The organism is Leptospira sp. WS58.C1 (assembly GCF_040833995.1).
In the GTDB taxonomy this organism is placed as follows: Bacteria; Spirochaetota; Leptospiria; order Leptospirales; family Leptospiraceae; genus Leptospira_B; species Leptospira_B cinconiae.
In genome coordinates, this window is record NZ_CP162137.1 from 2,469,736 (window position 1) to 2,494,717 (window position 24,982).

Genomic DNA, 24,982 nt, shown 5'->3' on the forward strand with positions numbered 1-24,982 from the left:
ATTCAGTCAGATTTTTCGAAAGAATTCCTATAATACAGCCTACTCTACTTCACACAAGAGGAGGTCATTTTTTATTGGTTCGCATGGAGAACACCGAGATCAGTTCATTCATTTTCAACTTCGTGTGCTCTGTGAGCTTTATACGAAATTTTGCGGCTTTAGGAATTTTTTCCTCTCAAAGATCCGGAAATCGATTGTGCATACTCTTCCAGTTTTTTTCTACAAAGACTAGGATTGGACCCGTTCTCTTCTATGATCCTTTGTACAGCGGAACCTATGATGATCCCGTCAGCATACCGGGAAATTTCTTTCGCCTGGTCCGGAGCCGATATCCCGAATCCTGCGCTCACAGGAAGGGAAAAAACTTCCTTAGTTGTTTTGATCCTATCTTCTAGATCCGAAGAAATGGATTTTCTTTCGCCGGTCACTCCATAGGAAGTCACATAATAGATAAATCCGGAAGCAAAATCACGAATTCCCTTCATACGATTCAATGGAGTCGCTGGAGTGACTAGATGGATCAGATCCACTCCTCTTCTTTTCAAGGATTTGAATAGTTCGTCGGTTTCGGGGGTATCATAAGGAAGATCAGGGATAATCATTCCTTGGATACCAGCGATCTTTGCTTTTTCCGCAAACTTTTCAAAACCGTAATGAAAGATCGGATTAAAATACGTTAAATACACCAGCGGAATATGCGGATGTAAAGCATGTATCTTTTCCGTGGTTTCCAAAATTTTATCCATGGAGAACGGATTGGCAAGAGCACGTTTGAATGCCTTTTGGATCACAGGTCCGTCCGCCACAGGATCAGAGAATGGGATCCCAAGTTCTAAAATATCCGCACCACCTCTGATAAGAGCGTCCGCCCAATCCACACATAGATCGTAGTTCGGATCACCGAGAGAAATATACGGAATGAATGCGCTTTTGGAATCTGAAAAAACGCTCTTAATCGCGCTCAAATCGAATCTCCTTGCATAAGACCAACAAGTCTCGCTACTTCTGCAACATCCTTGTCTCCCCTTCCGGAAAGACAGATCAGAATATCTTTTTTCTTTCCAAGTTCTTTTGCAAGGTCCTTGGCAAATCGGAAAGCATGAGCGGTTTCTAATGCAGGAATGATACCTTCTACCCTGCAGACTTCCATAAATGCGTCCAAGGCTCCTTGGTCGGAAACGGTTTCGTATTTCACTCTTCCGGTAGAATGAAGATGAGCATGTTCAGGCCCCACTCCGGGATAATCCAATCCGGCGGAAACGGAATGAGCCGGAACTACCTGTCCTCCGTCGTCTTGGATGACTAGTGTCTTGGTCCCGTGTAAAAATCCCGTCTTGCCGAAAAGCATCGTAGCGGAATGTTCTCCGGGAGAAGAGCCTCTTCCGCCGGCTTCCACACCGTAGAGTTTTACTTTTTTATCATTTAAGAATCCGTAAAACATTCCTATTGCATTGGATCCGCCGCCTACACAAGCGACAACCGCATCCGGGAGTTTATCGTTTTCTTTTTTGAACTGCTTTTTGGACTCTTCTCCCACCACTTTTTGGAAATCCCTGACTATTGTCGGAAAAGGATGAGGCCCGATCACCGAACCCACGATATAATGAGTATTAGAAACATTTAATGCCCAATCTCTCATCGCTTCGGAAGTAGCGTCCTTTAAGGTTGCAGTCCCGGACGAAACTCCGATCACTTTTGCACCAAGCATCTGCATACGGATCGCATTCAGTTTTTGGCGACGAAGGTCCTCTTCTCCCATAAAGATGGCGGTCTCAAATTCGAATAATGCACCTACAGTCGCAGTTGCCACACCGTGTTGACCCGCTCCGGTTTCTGCGATGATCCTACGTTTGCCCATTGCCTTTGCGATCAGCGCCTGGCCGATAGTATTATTGATCTTATGAGCGCCTGTATGGTTTAAGTCCTCGCGCTTGAGCCAAATTTTAGCTCCACCCCAAGCCTTGGTCAACTTCTCCGCATAGGTAAGAGGAGAAGGTCTTCCGATATAATTCCTTCTGTAAAACTCCAGATCCTTTTGGAATTTTTTATCCTTACGGAGTTTATTGTAAGTATCTTCCAACTCGATCAGGGCTTCGGTCAATATCTCAGGGGAATATCTTCCGCCAAAATCTCCGAAGTATCCTTCTTTTTCCGTGAAGCTGCGTTCTTTAGCCATGACAGTATTTGAAGGGATTAATCTCCCAACAACTCCTGGTATAATTCCTGACGTAGGTTTTCCACTCTGGTGTTCAGATCGTCGAAATCCGTAAATTGGAAAGTCTCATCCTTATCGTATTTACGATTATAGATGGAAATTTCTCCGGACTCGAAAAACTTTTTACCGACAGTAATACGGATCGGGAAACCGATCAATTCCGAATCCTTGAACTTAAAACCCGGTCCCAGGTCTCTTTCGTCCCAGAAAACCTCGAATCCCTCGTTCTTTAGATTTTCATAAAATTCTAATGCTTTTGCATCCTGCTCTGCACCTTTTGTGAGGGTCACAAGACCGATCTCAAAAGGAGCAATACTGATAGGCCAGTAGATCCCCTTATCATCGTTACATTGTTCGATAACTGTGGCCATAGTACGGTTCACACCTATACCGTAACATCCCATGGTTAGCGTTTTTGCCTTACCTTGTTGGTCTAGAACCTGGATCTGGAAAGACTTGGTATATTTATCTCCCAGTTTGAAGATATGACCGACCTCGATGCCTTTTTCCGCCTTTAAGGTCTTTGCACAGGTAGGGCAAGGGTCCCCTTCTCTTGCGAGAGCCACATCCGCCGTCTCGTATTGGATCTTGATCTCGGAAGAAGGAACATATCCTTGGATATGGAAGTCTTCTTTTCCTCCACCGACCACATACGCTCCGTCTTTTTGGATAGAAGTATCCAAAATCACCTTAAATCCGGCGCCTACGTCGGAAGGCCCGATAAATCCGGGAACTAAATTCAAATTTTTTAATTCAGGTTCCGGGATCATGTCCAGTTCGGACCATTTTAAATAAGACTTAAGTTTGTGCTCATTCAGTTCAAGATCTCCGCGTAGGAATACCAAGAGTTTCTCTTTTCCGTTTTGGAAAGCGACCGCTTTGATCGTATCTTGAGGGCGAACGTTTAAAAAAGCGGCTACATCTTCGATGGATTTTTTCCCCGGAGTCGCGACCTCTTTTTTGTCTTTAGGACCTTTGGGAGAATCTTCCGCTTTGGCAATAAAAGGGGTTTTTTCGCTATTGGAGTTATAACCGCAGTCGCTGCAAAGAAGAAGTGTCTCTTCTCCGATCGGAGAAACCACCATAAATTCCTCGGAAGCGGAACCGCCCATGGTCCCCGAATCCGCTTGCACAGGGATCGTCTTCAAACCGCAACGTTGGAAAATTGTACGATACGCGGTTCTCATATCTTGATAAGTGGTTTCCAAAGAGGCTTCGTCCAGATGGAAAGAATATGCATCTTTCATAATAAACTCTCTGGAACGGATCACTCCGAACCTAGGACGGATCTCGTCTCGAAACTTAGTATGGATCTGATACACATTGATCGGCAGATCCTTGTATGATTTCAAAAGAGGTTTAACCAAATAGGAAAAGGATTCCTCATGAGTGGGACCGAGCGCGTACCATTGGTCATGACGGTCTTTGACTCGCATCATTTCCGGTCCCATGGCGCTCCATCTCCCGGATTGTTCCCAAAACTCGGAAGGAGTCATGATCGGAAGTTCGAATTCCAATGCACCGGTTGCGTCCATCTCTTCGCGGACAATATTTTCTATTTTTTTTAGGATCCTAAGTCCTAATGGCAGAAAAAAGTAAAATCCTGAACCTGATTTTCGGACCAGGCCGGCACGTATCATTAGCCTATGGGAAGCGACTACCGCGTCCGAAGGATTTTCTTTTTCCGTAGGTACTAAATATTTAGATGCTCTCATGACTCTCGATTATCTTAAGAAATCGTGATAAGTCACATAGAGGCCCAAGGATAAAAGGAAGAAGAATCCCAATCTCAAAACTTGTTCTTGAACAGCCATCGGTAGAGGTCTACCGGCGATCGCCTCGTATGTGAAAAAAACGATATGTCCACCGTCGGCCACAGGAATCGGAAGTAAATTCATTATCATTAAAGCGATCGAAATAAATGCCACGAACTGAAAGTAAGAATAAAAACCGTCTTCTAAGAATTGAACGGAGACTTTGGCAAGTCCCACCGGACCGGAAACGCTATCCTTTACCTTCAATCGTCCGGAAAAGATCATCCCGAGTCCTCTTAGGTTATCGCTGATCATTTTCCCCACGTCTTTGCCGGATTGTAAAAATGCCTCTCCGAAGGAAAGTTTTCGATCCATACTTTCCTCTTTCACATGCATCTTAGCTGTGAAACCTAAAAGACCGATTTGATAAAATCCTAGGGTGGCATCCCAAACTTGGCCTTGGACTTCCAACTGCACTCTTTTACCGATTTTAGCCTGGACAGTTCTCTTAAAATCTTCCAGATCCGCAAAAGCTTTACCGTCCATTTTCAAACTTAAAAGTTTCAGTTTGATCTCGGGGTCATGGCTTCTGAGGCTAATCGTGCTAATCGGAATCTCGGGATATTTTCTATCTCGGACATCTTTTAGCTCCACAACGAACGCGGCAAGAGGTGTCATCTCCACTTCCGCTTTTTCTCGAGTCCATGGATTGAGTAGCGGATACGTCTTACGGTCTACTTCTAATTTTACTTTTTCATTTTGGAATTTTCCAAGAGTACGTTGCAGTTCCGGAACAGTATGCACTTCTATTCCGTTTACGGACAAGATCCTGTCCCCATCGTTCAGATAGTCTAAGGCCCTAGATTCGATCGCTTCCTTGTTCAACCTGGCTTCATGCAGGGCGAGTTCTCTGGGAGAAAGTTTCGGATCTAAAGCGGCTTTTCTTTCTCTCTCTTTTCTATATTCTGCCGCTTCTCCGTTTGGATCCAAGAAAGAAAGTTTTTTCAAGAACCAATGACTCAGCATGGATCCGTAAGCGAAGTCCACTTGTACGAGCCTTTCTCCTGCAAAGTCTACTCCGATCTGAGGATCTGCAAAATGAAATTCCAATTCTTTTCCATCTCTTTCTACTTTGAGTTGGATATCTTTTCCTCGGGCAAGTCCAAGTTCCGATAATAATTCGTATTTGGATTCCGTTTTGGTCCCGTTTACGGAGATGATCTTATCTCCGGTTCTTAAACCTGCTTGGTATCCGGAAGAATATTCGTACACTGCCGGCTCTATATAAATTTTAGTCCCGGTAGGAGCATAGCCGATGGCATACAAACCGAAGATGATAAAAAAACCGAGGATCAAATTGAATAACGGTCCACCGAAAACCGGGATCATTCTTTTTAACGGAGGAGTGGATAAAAATTCTCCTTTCTCCCCTTTTAATGCTCCACTCTCGTCTCCCTTGAATAAAACATAACCGCCTAACGGAATACCGGTGACTTGGAAAGTGGTCTCACCGATTTTCTTTTTCCAAATCCCTTTTCCGTAACCGATGGAGAAGATCCTGGCCTTCACCCCCACGACCCAACCCATGATGAGATGTCCCAACTCATGGATAAAAATACAAAGGGCCAACATGAAAACGATGCCTAAAATATCTGCTAACATAAATGCACTACCTTATCTTTAGAGAAATGGAAGGCCAACTCTCTTGCCTTTCTATCCGCTTCTTCGTATCCTTCCAAATCACCGGGAAACGAATTTGGAATTTTTTCCAAAACGTTGCGGATCAGAGTCGGGATCTCGGTAAAAAGAATTTTACCCTGTAAGAATAATTCCACAGCCACTTCGTTCGCTGCATTAAAAATCGAAGGAGATATTCCGCCTGCCTTTCCTACCTCGTATGCCAAAGCCAACCCCGGATATCTTTCCAAATCCGGTTCCGAAAATTCCAGATTACCCCAAGAAGTGGCAGGATGGGCTCTTAAAACTTCAGGGACTACATTAGGATAAAATAATGAATGCGCCACAGGAAAGATCATATCGGGATAAGAAGCGTACACAAAACTTGCTCCATCCTTCGACTCTACAAGACCGTGAGCCACACTTTGGGGATGAATGACCACACCTATCTTATCATAAGAGAATCCGAAAAGAAAATGAGCCTCGATGACTTCCAATCCCTTATTGATCATTCCTGCGGAATCTATCGTGATCTTAGGACCCATATTCCAAGTAGGATGTTTTAAAGCCTGTTCAATGGTTACTTTCGGAAGATCTTCGATCGGAAGTTTACGAAAAGGGCCTCCGGAAGCGGTCAAAACGATCCTCTCCAGTGAATCCTTCTTCATATTTTCCAAAAGTTGGAAGAGTGCATTATGTTCCGAGTCCACAGGGACCAGATATGATTTAGATTTTTCTAATAAACTTTTGATATAGGGTCCGCAGCTTACCAGAGTCTCCTTGTTTGCGATCCCGATCTTTTTACCAGCTTTGATTGCGGCAACAGTAGGACGTATCCCGCTTGCACCTACGACTGCAGTAACGACGGTCTCTATTTCCGGAGCAGAAACGATCTCTTCCAAACTTTTGGATCCGTACAATACTTTCGTATTTCCGATCTTATTTCCTAGCACGCTGCGGTCCGCGGTTTCGGAACTGATACATAGAATATCCGGTTGAAATTCCTTCGCGACCTGTTCCGCTTTTTGCAAATTGGAATGAACGCTAAAGGAAGTTAACCGAAACTCTTCCGGAAATTGGCGGAGTATTTTGAGAGTAGACTCTCCTACCGATCCGGAGGCACCCAGTATAGAGACGCCTCTTCTCATATTGTTATTAGACCGGAAATCCCAGGGCGAGCTTTATCTGGAGATAAAAATAAAGGATAGGGACGGTCAAAAGTAAAGCATCCGCTCTGTCCAAAATACCACCATGGCCCGGGATCAAATTCCCGGAGTCCTTTACTTTAGCATCCCGTTTCATAGCGGATTCCAATAGATCTCCTACGACTCCCACCAAAGACAAAATTAAAGAAATTAGGAATACTTCCGCTCCGGAAACTAAAGGAGCGACTCCGGTGCTTCTCTCCCAAAGTATGTTCAGAACGAATACAGAGATCATTGCCACTATGATCCCGGAAACGTATCCTTCCCAGGTTTTTTTAGGGGAAATGGCAAGTCCTGCAGGATTTCTACCGAACCAACGCCCGCCGAAATATCCGCCTACATCCGTTAAGAATGTCGCAACGGATACTAAGAATACATAATAGATCCCTTCGTTCATTCCCAATAGAAGAAGTAAATGTCCGAGTGGGATCGCAGCATAAACAACTCCCAAGATCGTGGAACTAACGGAGAAGATGGCGCCATCCAATGGTCTTCTCAAAATTTGGAGAAGGAAACTGAATAGGAAAAGTAATACGAAAGAGAATATGACCGCATCGAAACTAGGCACAAACAATTTAAAATGTGTTTGAAAGAAAATTGGCGGCTCGAATTTATTCTGGGAGGCTACAAATCTAAAATAATAAATCAATAATATTATAATAAAGAAGAATATCCCGGTCCCCTTGAAAGGTCTTCCGTCCTGGCCTCGATCGGAAAGCCTGTAAAATTCAGTCAGACCTATCACTCCCCCGATGAGAAGTATCGCCAACGTTTGTAAATAATAAAAATCCCTGTAAAAGATCATGAACAGGTAGAGGGCTACGAGCACAGCCGCAGAAAGGATCCTTTTTGTAGTTTCACCCATTCTCTAAACCTCCGAATTTTCGGGTCCTTCCCCGGAACCAATCCAGCGCCTCTCTCAGATCCTTGTCTCCGAAATCAGGCCAAAGATTTTCCGTAAAAAAAAGCTCCGCATAAGCGGATTGCCATAGAAGGAAATTGGATAATCTCCTTTCCCCGGCGGTTCTAATCAATAAATCTACCGCCGGAAGGGGGTACGTATACAAATATTTTTCGAGTTCTTTTATGCTGATCGGTTTTTGGATAGAGATGGACTTCTTCTTTCTTTCTTCCACTAATCTGGAAAATGCATTTAAAATCTCTTCTTGAGACCCGTAATTTAAACAAAAGTTCACAGTTAATTTTCGGTTTTTGCGGGTAATTTCTGCCGCATGATCGATTTTAGATAAAACTAAGGAACTAAGCTTTTTTTTAGAACCGGAATGTAATATCCTAATTCCCTTGGCGTGGATCTTGTCCAAACGAGAATCTATAAATTCCACCAATAGATTAAATATGGATCGGATCTCAGTGATCGGACGCTTCCAGTTTTCGGTAGAAAATGCGTATAAGGAAACTACCTCTAAACCTAAGGAAAGACTAGAGTCCATAAGACGATCGATCGCGTCCGCCCCTGCCCTATGTCCTTCGGACCTGGAGAGTCCCTTAGATGTCGCCCATCTTCCGTTCCCATCCATGATGACGGCAACGTGACGGGGAATTTTTTTTTGGGAAGAAGCCAAACTTAGACCGTAGTGATTTCCTTCTCTTTTTCGGCGGTAATTGCGGATAATTTGTCAATGTAAGAATCCGTAATTTTTTGCACCTGGTCTTGCAGAGTTTTTAATTCGTCCTGGGAAATTCCTTCGGAATGTTTTTTAAGATCTTCCATCGCATCCCTGCGGATGTTCCTGATAGCGACCTTTTTTTCTTCCGATTTGGATTTCACCACTTTTGCCAATTCTTTACGTCTTTCCCCTGTCAGTTCCGGAATGATAATACGAATGACTACCCCGTCGTTCGTAGGTTGTAAGCCTAGTCCCGAAGCTTGGATCGCCTTTTCGATATCTTTCATGATTCCCTTATCATAAGGAGAAACCACTAGAAGCCTTGGCTCCGGAGCGGAGATATTTCCCAATTGATTGATCGGAGTAGGAGTTCCGTAATATTCCACTCTCAGATCTTCGATCAATGCCGGATTGGCCCTTCCAGTCCGGACTCCCGCAAAGTCCTTTTTTAGGAGTTCCACGGTCTTATCCATCTTGGATTTCATTGCGTTGATTAATTCTTCATTCGCCATCGATCCGAATATCCTCCGAGTTGGAAATTAGGGTACCTATTTTTTTGTCCCCAAGAACCAAATCTTTTAAATTGCCCCGTTTAAAAATGTCAAATACGATTATCGACATATTGTTTTCCATGCAGAGGCTGAGGGCGGTAGAATCCATAACCTTCAGTCTACGTTTGATGGATTCCATAAAGGAGATATGAGTATATCTTTTTGCGCTAGGATCTTTTTTTGGATCCGCTTCGTACACACCGTCCACCTTGGTGGCTTTTAGGATGACTTCGCATCCAACTTCTACCGCTCTTAAACTTGCCGCGGTATCAGTGGTAAAGTAAGGGTTACCGATCCCGCCTGCAAATATCACGATCCTTTTCTTTTCCAAGTGTCGGACCGCTCTTCGGCGGATATAACTTTCTGCGATGGAATGGATATCGATTGCGGATTGAACCCTTGTGTAGAGTCCCTTTTTCTCGCAGGCATCTTGTAGAGCCAATGCGTTTTGGATGGTGGCAAGCATCCCCATATAATCTGCGGTGGCTTGGTCCATTCCCATCTTAGCAAGACTCGCTCCGCGGATCAGGTTTCCCCCACCGACAACCAGAGCGATCTCAACTCCTAATGAATGAACTTCTTTGATCTCTTCCGCAAGAGAATGGGCCTTATTGCTATCGATCCCGAATTCTCCCTCTCCGGCAAGTGCCTCGCCGGAGAGTTTAATCAAAATTCTTTTATACTTAGAAGTTTCCTGAGACAAGGTTTAGAGGCCGCCAACCTGGTAACGAGTAAAGCGGGCAACAGTGATATTCTCACCGAACTTCGCGATTGCTTCCTTAACCAGATCATCAACCGTCTTGTTATTATCCTTGATGAACGCTTGGTTCAAAAGACAAACTTCGGAGAAGTATTTTTTGATCTTTCCCGGAACGATCTTTTCGATCTGTTCAGGTTTTTTACCTTCTTCCTTAAGTTGTGCTTCGATCACCTTCTTTTCGCGTTCAATATCTTCCGCAGGGACTTGTTCTTCGCTCACGTATAATGGAGACATTGCCGCAATTTGCAGACAGATCTCTTTTCCGAGCGCTTCAAAAGCCTCGTTACGTGCAACGAAGTCGGTCTCGGAGTTTAATTCTAAAAGGACTCCGATCTTTCCGTCTCCGTGGATATAGGAAATATTTCTTCCTTCTTTGGTCACACGTCCCGCTTTTTTAGAAGCCTTAGCGATCCCTTTTTCACGCAACCAATCTGCAGATTTATCTAGATCGTTATTGTTCTCTTGAAGAGCTTTTTTACAATCCATCAATCCCGCACCGGTGCGGTCTCTCAGTTCCTTAATAAGGTCGGTAGTAGATGCTGACATGATCTTCCCTCTTACTCGCCTTTATCGATTTCAATAGTGGTAGTAACTTCCGCTGCTGGAGCCGATTCTTCTTTTTTAGGAGTAACCGGATCCTCGTCCATGATGAACTTACCACTTTCGTCGTACTCACCTTGGTATTCCAGAGCAAGCGCTTCCGAATCCAGATCTTCGCTGAAGCGAGGCTGCTCCACAACTCCTCCGGTCCCTTCGATTACCGCGTTAGACATGGTTTCGAGGAATAAGGAGATCGCACGGATTGCGTCGTCGTTACCTGGAATCGGATAGTCGATCAATTCAGGATCACAGTTGGTATCCACCACTGCGAAAATTTTTAGACCAAGTTTACGAGCTTCTTTTACGGCGATCTCTTCCTTTTTAGGATCGATCACGAAAAGAACTTCAGGAATGCTGGTCATGTCCTTGATCCCACCCAAAGTTTTGCGGAGTTTATCCAACTCTCTGCGAAGAGATAATACTTCTTTTTTAGTTTTTACTTCTTTTTCGAAGGTGTTATCCGTTTCCATTCCCTCTAGTTTTTTCAAACGAGCGATGGATTTTTTTACGGTATTCCAGTTGGTTAAAAGTCCGCCCGGCCAACGGTTATTAATGAAGAACATACTACAACGGAGTGCTTCTCTTTCGATCGCTCCTCTCGCTTGTTTTTTCGTTCCTACGAATAGGACTTTTTTTCCTTCGGAAGTAACCTTCTTCAATGCGTCATAAGCTTCTTTCGCTTTTTGAACGGTTTTTTGAAGGTCGATGATATGGATCCCGTTTCTTGCAGTGAAGACATAGGGAGCCATTTTCGGATTCCATTTTCTTGTCTGGTGACCGAAGTGTACTCCGGTTTCCAGTAAATTCTTCATGGAAATTACTGACATGAGTTGTTTACCCCTTTTTTAGTACGAAGAACAATGTCGCCACAAGTCCCAAAAGACTTGCAGGGGTAACTTGTGCTTCGACTTTAATTACGTAAAGTTCCAGCCGAACCGGTTCTTGTAAGAGGTAGACGGAGAGGATATGGACCCCAAAAACGTTGTCGATGATTACTCCGACTACGGCTCCGGCCAAGGTTCCTAAAAAGATGGCTAATGCGATTTTGGCCGCTTTTCCGCCGTCCATAGGTCGTTTCGGGCTAGCAGATACCAATGTTCCAGGTTGGACCTAGGGGTCAATCCTTATTAGGAAGGATCATCTCGCAGTTGCCTTCGAAGATCACGCCGTCTGCGATCTGCAGTTTGGCAGTCTTAATGTTTCCGTTTACTTTTCCGCTTGGAAGCATTTCCAAGCGCTGGGTAGCGATCACATTTCCTGTGATCTCTCCTCCGACGATTACTGTACCGGCTTTGATATTGGCTTTGACCTTGGCTCCCTCGCTGACTAATAGAAATCCTTCGGATTCTATTTCTCCTTGGAACTCACCGGAGATCTCCAACGGTTTTTTGAAATTCAGAATGCCAGAGAAATGCGTGCCTCTTCCTAAAACAGTGGAGATAGTCCCGAATTCGGTTACAGTGCGGCTTGGTTTGGATGCAGTTGCGGCTTTTTTTGACATGATACCAGATTATTTCGTTTTCATCTCGAAAACCCCATCCCAATCTTCCGGAGGAGGATTCGCTATAAATGCTTCGCAGCGTCCTATATATTTTTTAGATGGTCCGTCGTTTGGAGTGATCTCTACTGCTTTTTTGAACAATTCCCAAGCTTCCTTGAACTTTCTATTCTTGTACAATGCGAGACCTTCGTCGTACAATTTCAGAGTTTGTTTAAAAGACTCGGTGATCATTATAGCTCACTCCTTATAGAGAACGACAATTGCAGTGGAATAATTTTCCGCATGGCTGATGGATACGGAAACACCACTATAACCTTTCTCGAGGAACAATTCTTTCGATTTTCCGTGAAGTACCAATTCTTTTTTTCCGAATTCCTTCCCGAAAAGTTCGATTTCTCTCATGTCAAGAAGGACCTTGTGTCCCGGCTCTATCGCCTTGATAAATGCTTCTTTTACACAAAATCTTCCACTAAGATGTGGTACAGGATCCTTCCTTCCTGAGCAGTATGCGATCTCGGTTTCGGAAAACACTCTTTTCAAAAATCTTTCGCCGTGTTTATTGAGTAAGTCCCTGATCCTGGAATTTTCTACTATATCATTCCCTACTGTGATCTTCATTCTTCCTCAGGCTCCGGCAGAGGTTCTTCCGAGCCCGGATCCGAGTTTCCGTCTCCCCCTTCTTCGCTTCCGGTTCCATCCTGACCGATATCCGGGCGGACTCTATACAAAATGGAAATTCGATCGGGAAAAACTCCCTGGATCTCGACGGATTTTAAACTAGGTGCTTTTTCCAAACGGATCTTTGCAACCACCGGTTTGCTATCGGGCAGTATCTTTTTTGTTTTGGGATCGTATTTATGGGAACAGAACACACTCGCATTTAGACCCTTGATGATCTGGATACTTCGTAGCGGAGTTTTCGATTGTAATTTTACTGAAACTTCCTGTTCGGAAAATTCCGCTTCCAGATTTTTATCCAGGTTCTGGCATTTTACGGGAACTCCTAAAACAATACTCTCTCCCGGAGTGGAAGAATCCGCTACAATATTCACCGTTACGGAAACTTCTCTTATATTGTCCCTGTATTTTAATCCCGCAGGAAGATCCGGTACCTTAAATTTCTGAGTGAATGTTTTCGTTTTATCCTTCAAAGAGATAGCAGGCAGAGCGGCTACCCTACCTACTTTATCGAACTCGGATGGATTACCTACAACGACTAGGCTAGTGGGAGAAACGAAATGAGAAGATTTGATATAATCCTTAGGCGGATCTCCTTGGAATCTTGGCTCAAGCACCAGTGTCCTGCTGACATTGGACTCGACAATGATCCGGACCTTCTCCTTTCCCGGAATTTTAGAGATCCTTAATCCTGGAGTTGTTCCTCCAAATCGGACCACGTTTACAATATTTTCCCCGGGATGAAGATCCGCCGGAGAAATGTAAGCCTTCAAGGAAGGAGTGTAGAAGTTTACGTAATCCCGCACCCCTTCCACTTTAACCGGAAAAGTAGTATCCGACCCCTTGGCGATGATCAATCCGTTACTTAATTTAGGATATTCAATCTTGATGTTTACTTCTCTTACAAGAATTTTAGAATTTTGTAAATTAATATAGAATAATGTGGCAAGAATGATAGAGCCTAATTTTGCCTGCCAATTGTTCAGAAGGGCCTTAATCATTCGAGTCCCCTGCTTCTTCCGATTCTAACCTTTTATCGGAATTCGGATTTCCCGGTCCTGATTTCTTTTCATGAAGAATAGTGTTCAAAAGATTTTTTAATTCGATCGGTTTGACCGGATGGATCATTTCCCCGTCATAACATACTGAAATCTCTCCGGTTTCTTCCGAAGTGACGACTACAACGGCATCCGATTCTTCCGCGATCCCTAGGGCCGCCCTATGTCTTGCTCCCATACGAGCATCGTCCAAATTTTGGGCCATCGGTAAGAATGCTCCCGCGCATGCGATACGGTTCTGCTCAATGATGACTGCTCCATCGTGAAGTGCAGTATTTTTTTTGAATATGGTAAGGAGCAGACTCGTGGAAAGAATCGCATCCAGTTGGACTGCTTGCTCCGCGATATCCTTGAGACTATGTTCTCGAACGATCGCAATGAGAGAACCTGTTTTATTCTTAGCCATGATCTTTGCCGCTTCTACGATCTCGTCCAGATCGGTTACGGTTTTCAAAAGGAAAGGACGGAATAATCTTAGCCTCGCCATATCACCCGTGATCTTGCGAAGTTCCGGCTGCAGAAGTACTATGATCGCAAACACAAGCGCCGGACGGATATTATCTATGATCCAATCCAAAAGTTCAAAGTTCAAAGTTTGGGCGAAGATCCCGAGCACCCAAATAAAACCGATCCCCAAAAGAAGCTGCACCCCTCTTGTTCTACGAAGGGTGGAATAAAATTGATAAATTAAAAAACTAACGATCAGGATATCCAGGATCATCACGATCCCGAACTTATCACTTTGGAATAAACTGATGTTTTTTAAAAAATCCATTCCAAGAACCCTTTATAACCCTAATACGGAAAACATATCATAAAGGCCCTTTTCTCTTCCGATCAAAAATTCGGCGGCTTTTACCGAGCCGACTGCAAAAGTTTTTCTATCCTGGGCTTTATGCGAAATTTCCACTCTTTCTTCCGGAGTAAAAAAATAGACGGTATGATCTCCCACTACCTCTCCCGCTCGAAGAGTATGGATCCCGATTTCTTTAGGGTCCCTTTCCGGAAGAATTCCATGGCGACCGTGTACAATATTCGACTCCGTCCTGGAAAGAGTCTCCAAAAGGATTGCTTTGAGTTTTTCCGCAGTTCCGGAAGGTGCGTCTTTTTTATGACGATGATGGATATCTTGGATCTCTATATCCGCCAGGTCCCCCATCACTTTCGCTGCAATTTCGGTCAGTTTAAAAAGTAAATTCACACCGATCGACATATTGGGAGAATACACGATCGGAATTATTTTAGAAGTTTCTTTTAACAATTCCTTATGAGAATCCGCAAGACCTGTAGTACCTACAACAACGGGTTTTTTGGATTCCTTGCAGATAGATAGAACTTCGGGTAATACTTCCCGGATAGAAAAATCGATCACCGTATCCGATTCGGCGACGGATTTGGAAAGATCGTCAGAAAACAAAATTTCATTTTGTTTGAGTCCGGAATGTAAACCGGAATCCAAACCCAAATAAACGGAACCTTTACCTACTACCGCAGCGGAAAGTTCCGAAATTTTCGATTGGGAAAGCACTTGGATAATAGCCTTCCCCATTCTGCCGGAAGCGCCAATGACTGCGACACGATTCTTGCGGGCCAAATCGAATACCTTATTTATAACCTTTCGCTAAAAGGTCGGAAACTATTTTTTTCAAACGATCCGCGCCGGGACCTGCACTCAAAGAAGTCAGCGGAAGACGGATCTCAGCCGAGCAGAATCCGTTCCAGCTCATCGCTGCTTTAATCGGAATAGGATTGGTCTCGATGAACGCCAACGCGAATAATTCCAAGAAATCATAATGGATTTTTTGAGCGCCTGCCAAGTCTCCTGTTTGGAAAGATTCGACAAGCTTCACCAAACTTTCAGGAAATAGATTCGAGATCACGGAAACCACGCCCCTTCCACCTAAGGAGAGAAGAGGCAAAGTCAAATTATCGTCTCCGGAAAGAACAGTCATCTTGTCCCCAACCAGAGAAATGAGCTTGGACATCTGTCCCAGGTCCCCCGTAGCTTCTTTCATAGATCTGATCTTAGGGTGTTCCGATAAACGAAGAACGGTTTCCGGCAATAAATTCACGGAAGTCCGACCGGGAATATTGTACAACATCACAGGCACGGAAGAATGATCCGCGACCTCTTTAAAATGAAGGAATAAACCCTCTTGAGTAGGTTTATTGTAATACGGATTCACTTGGAGTATACCGTCGACTCCGTCCTTGCAGGCTGCCTCTGTCAGTTCCACAGCCTCTCTGGTGGAGTTGGAACCTGTACCGGCCACGACCAAAATCCGCTTTTTGACATGTTTCACGGTTTCGCGGATCAGTTCCGCGTGTTCTTCATGGGAAAGAGTGGGAGATTCGCCGGTGGTACCGCATGGCACAACCCCGCTTACCCTCGCTTGGATCTGTTTGTCCAAAAGCGAAAAATAGGAATCATAATCTATTTTCCCGTTCCTAAATGGGGTAATAATGGCAGTAAATACGCCTTGAAACATAATATATAAATTCCTGATCCCTGGACGATTTGGCAACCGTTTAATAATGACTCCTTACCTGATCCATTCTCCAGCTAAGATAGATTAATACACCCATTTCCAAAAACCCGGACCATACGAATGTGGAAGGAATTCCGATCCGGTCCGAGAAAAATCCGGACAAAATTCCGGAGAATGCAGGAACCAAGAGAAAAACCAGGCTATATAAAGAGAGGATCCGACCTCTGATATGATTTTCCGTATTTTGTTGGATCCCAGCCGGGATAAGCGTGATGATCACTCCGGTCACAAAGCCGAACAAGAAAAAACATATTACGGTCAACACCAAACTGTCGGCAAGAAAAGGAACCAAAGAAAAAAGTAAACAACTGAAAAGGGCCGATCCAAAAAGAATATGCCCCTTCTTTTTTAAACCATGAAGAAGAAACGTAACTCCTCCTCCGATCACAAGCCCGATTCCAAGAGAAGAAAGTAATGCGCCCCTTGCTCCTTCACTTAATCCTAATATTTCTTTAGCATATTTAGGAAGAAGTACCTGGACGGGACCGACTAACAGGACAACTGCGCCCATAAGTAAAAGGAATTGAGAAACCAGAGTGGATTTTTTTAAATAAGCAACTAGTTCCGAGATCCCCGGGCCGGAAACAGTGTGACCTCTTTCTCTCATCTGTACCGGGATCAATACCAAAAAGAAAACACTCAGAATATAAGCGGAACCAATTCCCATAAAAACATATTTAAAGGAGAAGTATTCCTTAAAATATCCGGCCACCAAAGGCGCAAGTCCGTATCCGAAAAGTACAAGAGTGTTCAACCAAACACTGTGTTTTCCTATTTTAGAATGTTCTAATAGATCACCGAGGATCGCAAATCTTCCGGGCATCACAAAAGAAAGCCCGATCCCGGAAAGCACCGAAGATACTAAAAGAAGATACGGTTTTCCGGGAGAGATCCAACCTAAATGTAAGGCCAAAGCGGCAAATCCGGAACCGCAGGCCATTGAGATCTGAGCCGCTGCAAGTAACCATTTCCTGGAATACTTATCCAATAATCTCCCCGCAGTGAAACTCAAAAACAGCAGGGGAAAACATACGAAGAAGAATACGTAAGCCGAAAACGTATCCGAATCCGATATACTTTGGGAAAGGATTATGGCGGTGTAATTGAACATATTTCCCGCAAGTAGACCCAGGATAGAAGAGAGATAATAGAAAAGTATCACGGTAAGGATCTTGAGAAAGATCAACTCCCCCGGCAAGCGGAATTCGCAAGATTTCGGTTCGTATCGAGACCGCGGAATTCATATAGGAACAATAGAAGTTTTTAAAAATTTATCTCTTCCCGCCGTAACTTGGTCCAGCGATGATTAATGCAATCGTATAGATCGGGGTTAGCAGTATATCTCCTAAATATGTAAAAGGATACAGTATATAAAAGAAAGGTTTTGCAGGATCTTTTCGTTCTATACGATCGGGAATTACCGCCGTTATTTTATTGTTTTCACGATTTTTTAATTTTTCATCCGCCTCCATCCAAACGTAATTGGCTGTAGCTCCAATCCGGACCCGAACTCCGTTTTTTGGAGCCCATTTAGTCAAAGGGATGGGAATTTTCCAGTCCTTTAGAAAATACTCATCATGCTGGAATGGTCGACAAAACTCATTTCCACAATCCATCAAAACGATCTTTTTGCCATCCGACTTTTGCAAAAGAAGAAAAGAACCTCCATCCCATTTCGCCGATTCAATATCTTTAAATGTAACCTCTTCACTTAAAATATTTACTCCAACTTCGTATAAATTTTTTCTAATAGCAGTATTCGCCATATCTATAATAATATCGCCGAACAATAAAGGGATTTGACCTTCTCGGAATTTATGGACCGAAGATTTAATAAGAGAACAATCCGTACACACTTCGAATATTCCTTTGGCAAAATCTTCCTGAGAAATTAAAGAATTGGAATTTGGGATTTTTAGATAAAATTCCTTTTCCAAAGCATCTTCATTTTTTCCCAAAAACTTCACATAAAGCTCGGATTCTTTATCTTTATATAACCCTAATATGTTCTTGAATTGAATAGGATCATAATCGACTCTTTCTATCCTTCGATTTAAGGACACGGTTAAACAATCGATTTGAAATAAAAAAAGCAATAAGACGATCCGGGACAGTTTAAACATAATTTATTTCTTTTTAAATATGATCTTAGGCGAAAACAAGATCGGTTCAATCCATTATTTGGATGTTCTGGCAATAAAAAACCGCAAAAACGACAGCACGATAAACAGCTGATCACTTTTTGTAATGTGGACAATTTCTTAGGACAAGGCATCACCGTGGACCTTCCAATACAATCTTCCGATATTCTACAACACTTTCGACTAACTGCACTGCGAAGGGCCACACTCTTAGTCGTTTGGGGATACACTGCAAACCGAAGTAAAAGTATACACAAAAGAGGCGCCTGCTCGAGCCCTTAAGTAGCAGATCCATGGAACGAACAGTGTTTACGATCATATAGCCTGCCATCGAATCACTTATACGAGGGATACAAGAATATATTATAAAAATTTAATTATATATCAAACATTAACTACTAACACCGTTCGCTCAAAGCTGTCACTTTGTAATATTACGAATGTTCAATATAGAAAAAAATATTTTCCATTTGGAAATTGACTTCATAACTCCACCTTATATGCTTTGGCTCGAAGAGAATATAGAAATCTCCTTCAATAGAGAGTGGAGTTAATTTAAAAATGAACATTCGAAACTTTCGGAAAATCCTAAGCGGGATTTTCCTAATCGTGGGGGCTTCTACGCTTTCGGCACAAAGCCAAGTGCAGATGTTTTCCAGACCCGGAGTAATCGGCGACTCCTTAAGCCAGGGTTTTTATGGCGCAACCGTAGAAGAAAAAACTCAAAACTGGGCTTATCCGGTTTTAGTTTCCAAACAAGCCGGCTCGAACGTTTCGTATAACGTGTTAAATGGGCCCTATTTGAATTTCGAAGACGTGCTCAAAGGTGATTGTGGGGTATTCTGCATCGCTGCTTCCATTATCGGAGGGAACGGATCAACTGTTGGACTTCCGACACATGCAGGGATCACCGGTGCGGATTACACTACGGTTCTGCAAACTTCCGGTAAGTGTGAGAACATTAACGCAACGACATGGGCCAAGGAATGGTACTGGGCTACTTGGTATTGGTATACCTATCGTTGGGTCCAAGTTCCGGATTGTCAATCTCCGGATAAATTCCATCAATTCGGTTTAAGAAGTTCCGGGACTCAGATGCAAGTTATGCAGGCCGTAAAACCTAGCTTCTTATTCGGGACGGCGGCTGCAAATCATGTACTTTGTACTGCGTTGAGCACTTCTACGGACTGCTTGGACCAAGCAAGATTTCTCCGAGATATCCGTTCCACTATGTCCAAAATGGCTGCGATCGGATCCATTAAAGGTGGAGTACTGTTCACCGTACCGAATGTGACCTCTATCGCATTTTTGGAAAACTATAACGATCCTCAAGGTAGAACGAACTACTCCGGTCTTAAGGCCTTCTTCCGTTCTTCAGTTTCCGATCCTTCTCAAGTTTTAGATAAGAATGAAGTGAATACTATTACGAATTTCTTAACTTCCATAAACAACGAGGTGAAGGCTCAGGCTGTCGCTATGGGATTTGCATTAGCGGATCTTAAAGTCCTTTTCGATGATCTGAAAGAGAACGGTCGTTTGATCAAAAGTCCTTCCGGTTATAGTCCGGGCTATGCAAAGGCAAACTGGCCTCTCCCCGGCCAGCCGGGAATTTTCGGTTTGGACGGTGTCCATCCGAATATGTACGGTCATGCAGTCTTTGCGAACGAATTGATCAAAGCGATCAATTCCAGATACGGTTATTCCATCCCGCAAGTGAGCGAATACACCGCTTGGTATTACGATTCCTTAAATCGTAATCCGATTGACTTGAAAAAATTCCTGACGGACACTCTGTTCGGCCAGTTTATTTCCTGGGTCATCGGGATATTCGTTTAAGAGTTCGAAGTGTTTCCCGCTCGGTTTCGGGCGGGAAACGGTCTATAAATCAATTTTCCTAATTTCAGTTTCCTTTTTATTAAAATGCAATTCTTTCGTTCTTACTGGCCCTGGATCTCAGGAGCGTTTATTCTTATTCTTTGTTTTTTATTTATTATTTGGCCGGAAAAAAAAGCACCGTCTCCCAGTCTAGGAGAAGAAGCTTCCGAAGCAGTGGATCGAAAATACGGCAGTGATACCTTGGAATTCCCGGACGCTCCTCACCCTTTCGAGGAAGATCCAGACTTGGAAGGTTCCGCTAAAAGACTTTGGCCTGCGGCATTTAGAGAAAAAAAATCGGAAGAAGAAAGAGAAAAGATAAGAGAGGAATGGATCGACTTTGCGGCAAGATTCCCGCGTAATATATATATTCCGAAAGAATTTCGCCCTCCGCTTACTTCGGAAGACGAAAAAAAAGCAAGAGAACTATTGGATAAGATCACTTCTGCCGAATCCAAGTTTGCATTATCGAGAAATGCAAGCAAATATGACCACCCCGGTTCCGTCCCCACTAGGCCGACAGATCCGAACGTAACTCCGGAAGAACAGAGGGCCTATTTTTCTTATAAAATTTCCGAATTAGAATCCAGGATCCAATTGGTCCAATACGCGATCCAACAAGGTAGAATGGATACTTCCCAGATCCCTCAAGCAAATTCCGATCTTGCAGCTTGGCAGAAGGAATTAACACAACTGATACAAGCTTCCGAATCGGTGCCTAGATGATATTAAAGATGTTCAAATTACATTCTGTTTTTATGATATTTAGATTATCTCTCATATATGCTACGATGGTGTTCGGATCGACTTTTGGATGTTTCGGTCCTCCTCGCCCAGAACTTTTACCCGAAGTCCAAGAAGAAGAAGGACCAAGCCTGGAACAATTGGTATCCGATCTAAAAAGCCAAAATCCGAGGATGAGATCCCAGGCAATTTTGGAATTAGCATCCAGAAACGAAAGGAAGTTCATTCCAATCGCACGAGAATGGATGAGATCCTCGGAAGCGATCACAAGAGGACCTGCAATCCTGGCATTAGGGATCTGGAAAGACAGATCTTCTCTTCCTGAAATTCTAAACTTTCTGGATCCTAAGTCGGGCATTGATCTGGGAACCGTTTTGGAGTCTATTTCACGAATGGAAGATCCTCAAGCGGGAAATCGTGTGGCGAGCCTTTTAAATCATGAAGACGCGAGTATTCGTTTACTGGCTGTAGATACTTTAGTCCGGATCAACGCAAGGCAATCCGGAAACTTCATTTTGACCCGGGCAAAATTGAATAAGGACTCGGACAAGGCCAAAACTTTCGCTATGGCATTAGGAAAATTGAATATTCTCGAAGCAGAAGATTATCTCATCGATCTCGCCTCACATTCCGAGCCCGGCCCCACGTTGGCGGCCTCCTACCTGGCACTGGGAAAGGTTAGAAGCAAAAAATCCATTCCACTTTTAGTAAAAGCTTTACAGGCGGATTTTGATAAGGGAAGGGAGAACTCTTCCATTGCTCTCGTTGAGATCAAGGACCCTAAAATTTTGCCCCTAGTGCTTCCCATTTTAGAAAACCAAGACAAGGAGATCCGATACAGGGCGGCAGATGTTTTGATTGGAGTTCCGGATCCTAGTTTTTCTACCCGTATTTTAGAGGTTTTAGTGAAAGGGAAACCCCTAACAAAAGCTCCCGCATCTCATGTTTTAGGTCGTATCAAATTTTCCAAAGCAAGAGAAGAGATAGAAAAAACGTTATTAGATCCTACTATTCCCGATAGAGAGATCATCGCACAGTCCTTGGGATATTTGGGCGATAAAAAAAGTATCCCGGTTCTAGTTAAGACACTAAAAGAAGATCTAACGGAAGCAAAATACGGAGCCGTTTGGGCATTAGGCGCAATAGGTTCGGAAGAGGCTCTTCCTTATGTGGAGGAGGCAAGCAGATCAAATGACCAAAAACTTGCCAAGATCGCTTCTGAAAGTTTAGGAATGATCGCTTCCCCGAAGTCTTTATCTCTATTAGATAAAAAAACGGAAGATTTTCCGGATCTAGCTCCGATTACATTATCTGCGATCACCTCCATTCGGGGAGAGGAATCTCGCAAAATTTTGGAAAAATATGCGGAAAGCGAAAATATCAATCTTCATCAGGTGGCCGTTTCTCAATTAGGAGCAAAAAAAGATCCGGCAAGTGTTCCGATCCTTATTAGATTGCTGCAAGAAAATTCTCCGTTTCGAAACAGAAAGTTGATCATTTCCGCATTAAAATCCATAACAGGGCTAAAGTTCAACTCCAGGAACGAATGGGTCAATTGGTATATATTAGATTTTTCTAAAAATCATCCGTAATTTTCGAGAGACTTGATTGATTCGGATCTACTTTCCGCAATATTTTGTATCGAGTGATCTTAAATAAAAATCGATCCACCCGAAGGTAGCCTTCAAGTTGCCCCCAGAACTTTCAAGTGGATCGATCATAAAAATTTATCCGTTACAGGAAATAAAATACAGAACAACTGCAATCAAAGGAGGAAGTCCTTGGATAATCGCAGCCCTTGCCATTGCAGGTTTAGAAACTAACAACACAAGCCCTGCTCCGAAAACGGAAAGACAAGAGAATGCCAAGATCGCCGGAGCATAACCGGGATGGATCTCGAAAAAGATCGCTCCGTACAATGCTCCAATGGCAAGAAATAAATTATAAAAACCTTGGTTCAAAAAAACAGCCTTCATCGCCTCTGCCGTTTTTGTATCCGAAACTCCGAATCTTCTATGAATGCGAGGTCGCATCCATAATACACTTTCCATAATAAAGATCCAAACATGCAATAGGCCGACGATACCTGCCAAAATTCTTGCGGCTAAAATCATTACGTTTTCCCCCCGGATTAAAATCCCGGGGAGTTTTAATATATGATCCTTTTTTGTAAAGAGGATTCTTTTAAAAATTAACGTTTGTTCGGTAAAGAGCCATAAAAGAGGTGGATTGAACCGGATATAATGTACTTCTTCGATTTTCCCAGCGGAACTTTCTATAATTAATTTTGATTTAACCAGGACCAATTCCATGCATGAAAGGGAGAATGACGTAATGATCCGAGATCCATTATATTAATTATTTATGATTTAATATAAAATATTTCACATTTTCATCTTTACAACGTTTAGGAAATAAATTTCAATAGGTCCGAAAAATGGAAGTTTAAAGCACCGAATTTAAACATTCTATATGCAAAATTTTTGAAACACGCACTGTTTTGACCATGGCATTAAGATTAAACCTACATAATCCAATTTTGATCATAGAAGATCAGGAGGAAAATCGAGAATTGATCGCTAGATTAGCCAGAAGTTTCGGCGTGGAGGCGGATACTGCTCCAGACGGGAAAATCGGCAGCGAAATGGCCGAAAAAGCTGACTATTCCCTCTTTTTAGTCGATCTAGAAATGCCCGTAATGAACGGATTTGATTTTATCAAAAAGATACAAGAGAAAAAGCCCGAGTCTCTATTCATCGTAATTTCCGGGAACGATGTTCCTGAAATTATTATCGAAGTGATGAAGTTGGGGATTTTCGACTATCTTATCAAGCCGATCAATAGGGAAAGATTATACCAAGTCTTAAACAGGATTTCGGAATTTATACGCTTAAAGGAGAGTGAAAGGATCCTGATACAGGAGAACGAAGAACGTCTTAAAGCCCAACTGAATTGGATCCTGTACAAACAATCCTGGCTGACCGATCTGGAAAAGAATGTAGATCTTTCCAAAAGTACTCTCAATAATCTCAAACAAAGCTTTTTTAGCGGAGGAGGCTTCGGAGCAATCGTAAGTATAGTCGAAATGCTCCAGGCGAACGCTAAAAGGGAAGAATCGGGCTATAATTTCTCCTCAGACATTATAGAATTACTATTTGAGAATTCATTTTATGTGAAAAAAGGGCTTAGCTCTCTAGAAAAGAGTTTATCGATTCTCAACAAGGACTTCCAAAATTCCTTGAGAAAGACGAATAGTTCCGAGATCTATGATCTATTGGAAAAATCCAGATTACATTTGGAGAATTCCAACCAACAATATAGGGAAAAAAAGAACATATTCATCCCTCAAATAACGCCTCCTCCCAATGGGTTCAATCTAGATGTGGACGCGGAGTCACTTTCCAGAATATTCAGCGAATTGTTGGTAAATTCCCTGAAATATTCATCTAATAATTCTGTCATAAACATTTATCTTTCCGTTTCCGGGGGATACTTGAATATCAATCTGAAAAACGAATTCGATCTGCGATCGGTCCCAGGTATCCCTAAAAACAAAGAACTACTGGTCAAACAACCGTTCTATCGACTCGCGGGTTTCGTGGATGAAACCTTGGAAGGTGAGGAATATTTTACCGGTTTAGGGTTAACGATAGTCGATTTTGTAATAAAAAAACACGGTGGGATATTCAGCATACATAACGTTCTTGATCATTCTATAGGAGAAAAACCTGTAGAAGTAGTACTAGCCACAGTTTCTTTGCCTATTAAAAATTAGAACACGCTAATTCTATTATTCCAAACACGTAATCCTCATTTTCGGGAATCGTGTCTCCAAAAAGCAAATTATACAGAAAATGTTTCCTATTCATATAAAATGTTTGATACCAAATCAAAAGAATCCCTCGAAATATATTTCATACTTTGGAATAACAAACGAACGCCAAAAGGACATGACGTACTTTTCGAACAATCATACCTCACAAGGGATAAATCCAGAATGCAAATCAGACGAATTTTGCCTCATTTGACATTCAATGAACTTTAAA

26 protein-coding genes are annotated in these 24,982 nt (G+C 42.9%); 4 read left to right on the forward strand and 22 right to left on the reverse strand.

Going from position 1 to position 24,982, the window contains the following annotated elements; translation table 11 throughout:
- Window positions 1-158: 158 nt before the first annotated feature.
- The 21 genes from trpA to AB3N61_RS11440 all read right to left on the reverse strand — a co-directional run bounded on the left by trpA (window position 159) and on the right by AB3N61_RS11440 (window position 18,299).
- Window positions 159-965 carry a tryptophan synthase subunit alpha gene (gene trpA / locus AB3N61_RS11340; protein ID WP_020770814.1) on the reverse strand — a complete coding sequence of 269 codons (807 nt, stop codon included), beginning with the start codon at window positions 963-965 and terminating at the stop codon, window positions 159-161.
- Window positions 962-2,176 carry a tryptophan synthase subunit beta gene (gene trpB / locus AB3N61_RS11345; RefSeq protein ID WP_020770597.1) on the reverse strand — a complete coding sequence of 405 codons (1,215 nt, stop codon included), beginning with the start codon at window positions 2,174-2,176 and terminating at the stop codon, window positions 962-964. Before trpB ends, trpA begins: the two co-directional genes overlap by 4 nt.
- 17 nt (window positions 2,177-2,193) lie before the next feature.
- Window positions 2,194-3,930 carry a proline--tRNA ligase gene (locus AB3N61_RS11350; protein WP_367897618.1) on the reverse strand — a complete coding sequence of 579 codons (1,737 nt, stop codon included), beginning with the start codon at window positions 3,928-3,930 and terminating at the stop codon, window positions 2,194-2,196.
- Between the two features lie 9 nt (window positions 3,931-3,939).
- The gene (locus AB3N61_RS11355) at window positions 3,940-5,631 is read right to left on the reverse strand and encodes a site-2 protease family protein (protein WP_020770713.1); all 1,692 of its coding nucleotides are present in this window, start codon (window positions 5,629-5,631) and stop codon (window positions 3,940-3,942) included.
- Window positions 5,625-6,794, reverse strand: a complete 1,170-nt coding sequence (gene dxr / locus AB3N61_RS11360) for a 1-deoxy-D-xylulose-5-phosphate reductoisomerase (RefSeq protein WP_020770838.1) — start codon at window positions 6,792-6,794, stop codon at window positions 5,625-5,627. The genes AB3N61_RS11355 and dxr overlap by 7 nt, the downstream gene beginning before the upstream one ends.
- Before the next feature lie 7 nt (window positions 6,795-6,801).
- Window positions 6,802-7,716 (reverse strand): phosphatidate cytidylyltransferase, encoded by a 915-nt coding sequence (locus AB3N61_RS11365; RefSeq protein ID WP_020770618.1) that lies wholly within the window; start codon window positions 7,714-7,716, stop codon window positions 6,802-6,804.
- Window positions 7,709-8,434 (reverse strand): isoprenyl transferase, encoded by a 726-nt coding sequence (locus AB3N61_RS11370; protein WP_020770882.1) that lies wholly within the window; start codon window positions 8,432-8,434, stop codon window positions 7,709-7,711. The genes AB3N61_RS11365 and AB3N61_RS11370 overlap by 8 nt, the downstream gene beginning before the upstream one ends.
- 2 nt (window positions 8,435-8,436) lie before the next feature.
- Window positions 8,437-8,991, reverse strand: a complete 555-nt coding sequence (gene frr / locus AB3N61_RS11375; RefSeq protein WP_020770650.1) for a ribosome recycling factor — start codon at window positions 8,989-8,991, stop codon at window positions 8,437-8,439.
- On the reverse strand, window positions 8,981-9,733 hold the full coding sequence (gene pyrH, locus AB3N61_RS11380; protein WP_020770666.1) for a UMP kinase: 753 nt from the start codon (window positions 9,731-9,733) through the stop codon (window positions 8,981-8,983). The genes frr and pyrH overlap by 11 nt, the downstream gene beginning before the upstream one ends.
- A 3-nt stretch (window positions 9,734-9,736) precedes the next feature.
- Entirely contained in the window at window positions 9,737-10,336 is a 600-nt protein-coding gene (tsf, locus tag AB3N61_RS11385) for a translation elongation factor Ts (protein ID WP_020770773.1), read from the reverse strand.
- Window positions 10,337-10,347: 11 nt separating this feature from the next.
- Window positions 10,348-11,217: a 30S ribosomal protein S2 gene (rpsB, locus tag AB3N61_RS11390; protein WP_020770855.1), complete on the reverse strand. Its 870-nt coding sequence runs from the start codon at window positions 11,215-11,217 to the stop codon at window positions 10,348-10,350.
- A gap of 7 nt (window positions 11,218-11,224) precedes the next feature.
- A complete protein-coding gene (locus AB3N61_RS11395) occupies window positions 11,225-11,485 on the reverse strand; it encodes a hypothetical protein (protein ID WP_024864096.1) in 261 nt (86 codons plus the stop codon).
- A 22-nt stretch (window positions 11,486-11,507) separates the two neighbouring features.
- A complete protein-coding gene (locus AB3N61_RS11400; protein WP_020770824.1) occupies window positions 11,508-11,891 on the reverse strand; it encodes a bactofilin family protein in 384 nt (127 codons plus the stop codon).
- Between the two features lie 9 nt (window positions 11,892-11,900).
- On the reverse strand, window positions 11,901-12,122 hold the full coding sequence (locus AB3N61_RS11405; RefSeq protein WP_020770751.1) for a tetratricopeptide repeat protein: 222 nt from the start codon (window positions 12,120-12,122) through the stop codon (window positions 11,901-11,903).
- 6 nt (window positions 12,123-12,128) lie between these two features.
- Window positions 12,129-12,509 carry a holo-ACP synthase gene (gene acpS, locus AB3N61_RS11410; protein ID WP_020770763.1) on the reverse strand — a complete coding sequence of 127 codons (381 nt, stop codon included), beginning with the start codon at window positions 12,507-12,509 and terminating at the stop codon, window positions 12,129-12,131.
- Window positions 12,506-13,570, reverse strand: coding sequence for a hypothetical protein (locus tag AB3N61_RS11415; protein ID WP_020770691.1), 1,065 nt, complete (start codon window positions 13,568-13,570; stop codon window positions 12,506-12,508). Before AB3N61_RS11415 ends, acpS begins: the two co-directional genes overlap by 4 nt.
- Entirely contained in the window at window positions 13,563-14,402 is an 840-nt protein-coding gene (gene cdaA / locus AB3N61_RS11420; protein WP_020770781.1) for a diadenylate cyclase CdaA, read from the reverse strand. Before cdaA ends, AB3N61_RS11415 begins: the two co-directional genes overlap by 8 nt.
- Before the next feature lie 12 nt (window positions 14,403-14,414).
- Window positions 14,415-15,176, reverse strand: coding sequence for a 4-hydroxy-tetrahydrodipicolinate reductase (gene dapB, locus AB3N61_RS11425; RefSeq protein WP_052005235.1), 762 nt, complete (start codon window positions 15,174-15,176; stop codon window positions 14,415-14,417).
- Window positions 15,177-15,231: 55 nt separating this feature from the next.
- Window positions 15,232-16,116, reverse strand: coding sequence for a 4-hydroxy-tetrahydrodipicolinate synthase (gene dapA, locus AB3N61_RS11430; protein ID WP_367897619.1), 885 nt, complete (start codon window positions 16,114-16,116; stop codon window positions 15,232-15,234).
- 40 nt (window positions 16,117-16,156) lie between these two features.
- Window positions 16,157-17,338, reverse strand: coding sequence for an MFS transporter (locus tag AB3N61_RS11435; RefSeq protein ID WP_036090446.1), 1,182 nt, complete (start codon window positions 17,336-17,338; stop codon window positions 16,157-16,159).
- 109 nt (window positions 17,339-17,447) lie between these two features.
- Window positions 17,448-18,299, reverse strand: a complete 852-nt coding sequence (locus AB3N61_RS11440) for a hypothetical protein (RefSeq protein WP_367897620.1) — start codon at window positions 18,297-18,299, stop codon at window positions 17,448-17,450.
- Window positions 18,300-18,878: 579 nt separating this feature from the next.
- Here AB3N61_RS11440 and AB3N61_RS11445 point away from each other — a divergent pair.
- The 3 genes from AB3N61_RS11445 (at window position 18,879) to AB3N61_RS11455 (ending at window position 22,528) form a co-directional block, all read left to right on the forward strand.
- The gene (locus AB3N61_RS11445; RefSeq protein ID WP_020770649.1) at window positions 18,879-20,153 is read left to right on the forward strand and encodes a hypothetical protein; all 1,275 of its coding nucleotides are present in this window, start codon (window positions 18,879-18,881) and stop codon (window positions 20,151-20,153) included.
- A gap of 84 nt (window positions 20,154-20,237) precedes the next feature.
- Window positions 20,238-20,918, forward strand: coding sequence for a hypothetical protein (locus AB3N61_RS11450; protein ID WP_367897621.1), 681 nt, complete (start codon window positions 20,238-20,240; stop codon window positions 20,916-20,918).
- A gap of 32 nt (window positions 20,919-20,950) precedes the next feature.
- Window positions 20,951-22,528 carry a HEAT repeat domain-containing protein gene (locus tag AB3N61_RS11455; RefSeq protein WP_412758373.1) on the forward strand — a complete coding sequence of 526 codons (1,578 nt, stop codon included), beginning with the start codon at window positions 20,951-20,953 and terminating at the stop codon, window positions 22,526-22,528.
- A gap of 135 nt (window positions 22,529-22,663) precedes the next feature.
- Here AB3N61_RS11455 and AB3N61_RS11460 read toward each other — a convergent pair whose 3' ends face one another.
- A complete protein-coding gene (locus AB3N61_RS11460) occupies window positions 22,664-23,050 on the reverse strand; it encodes a DUF1304 domain-containing protein (protein ID WP_367897623.1) in 387 nt (128 codons plus the stop codon).
- A gap of 392 nt (window positions 23,051-23,442) precedes the next feature.
- On the opposite strand from AB3N61_RS11460, the gene AB3N61_RS11465 reads away from it, so the two are divergent.
- On the forward strand, window positions 23,443-24,711 hold the full coding sequence (locus AB3N61_RS11465) for a response regulator (protein ID WP_367897624.1): 1,269 nt from the start codon (window positions 23,443-23,445) through the stop codon (window positions 24,709-24,711).
- Window positions 24,712-24,982: the final 271 nt, after the last annotated feature.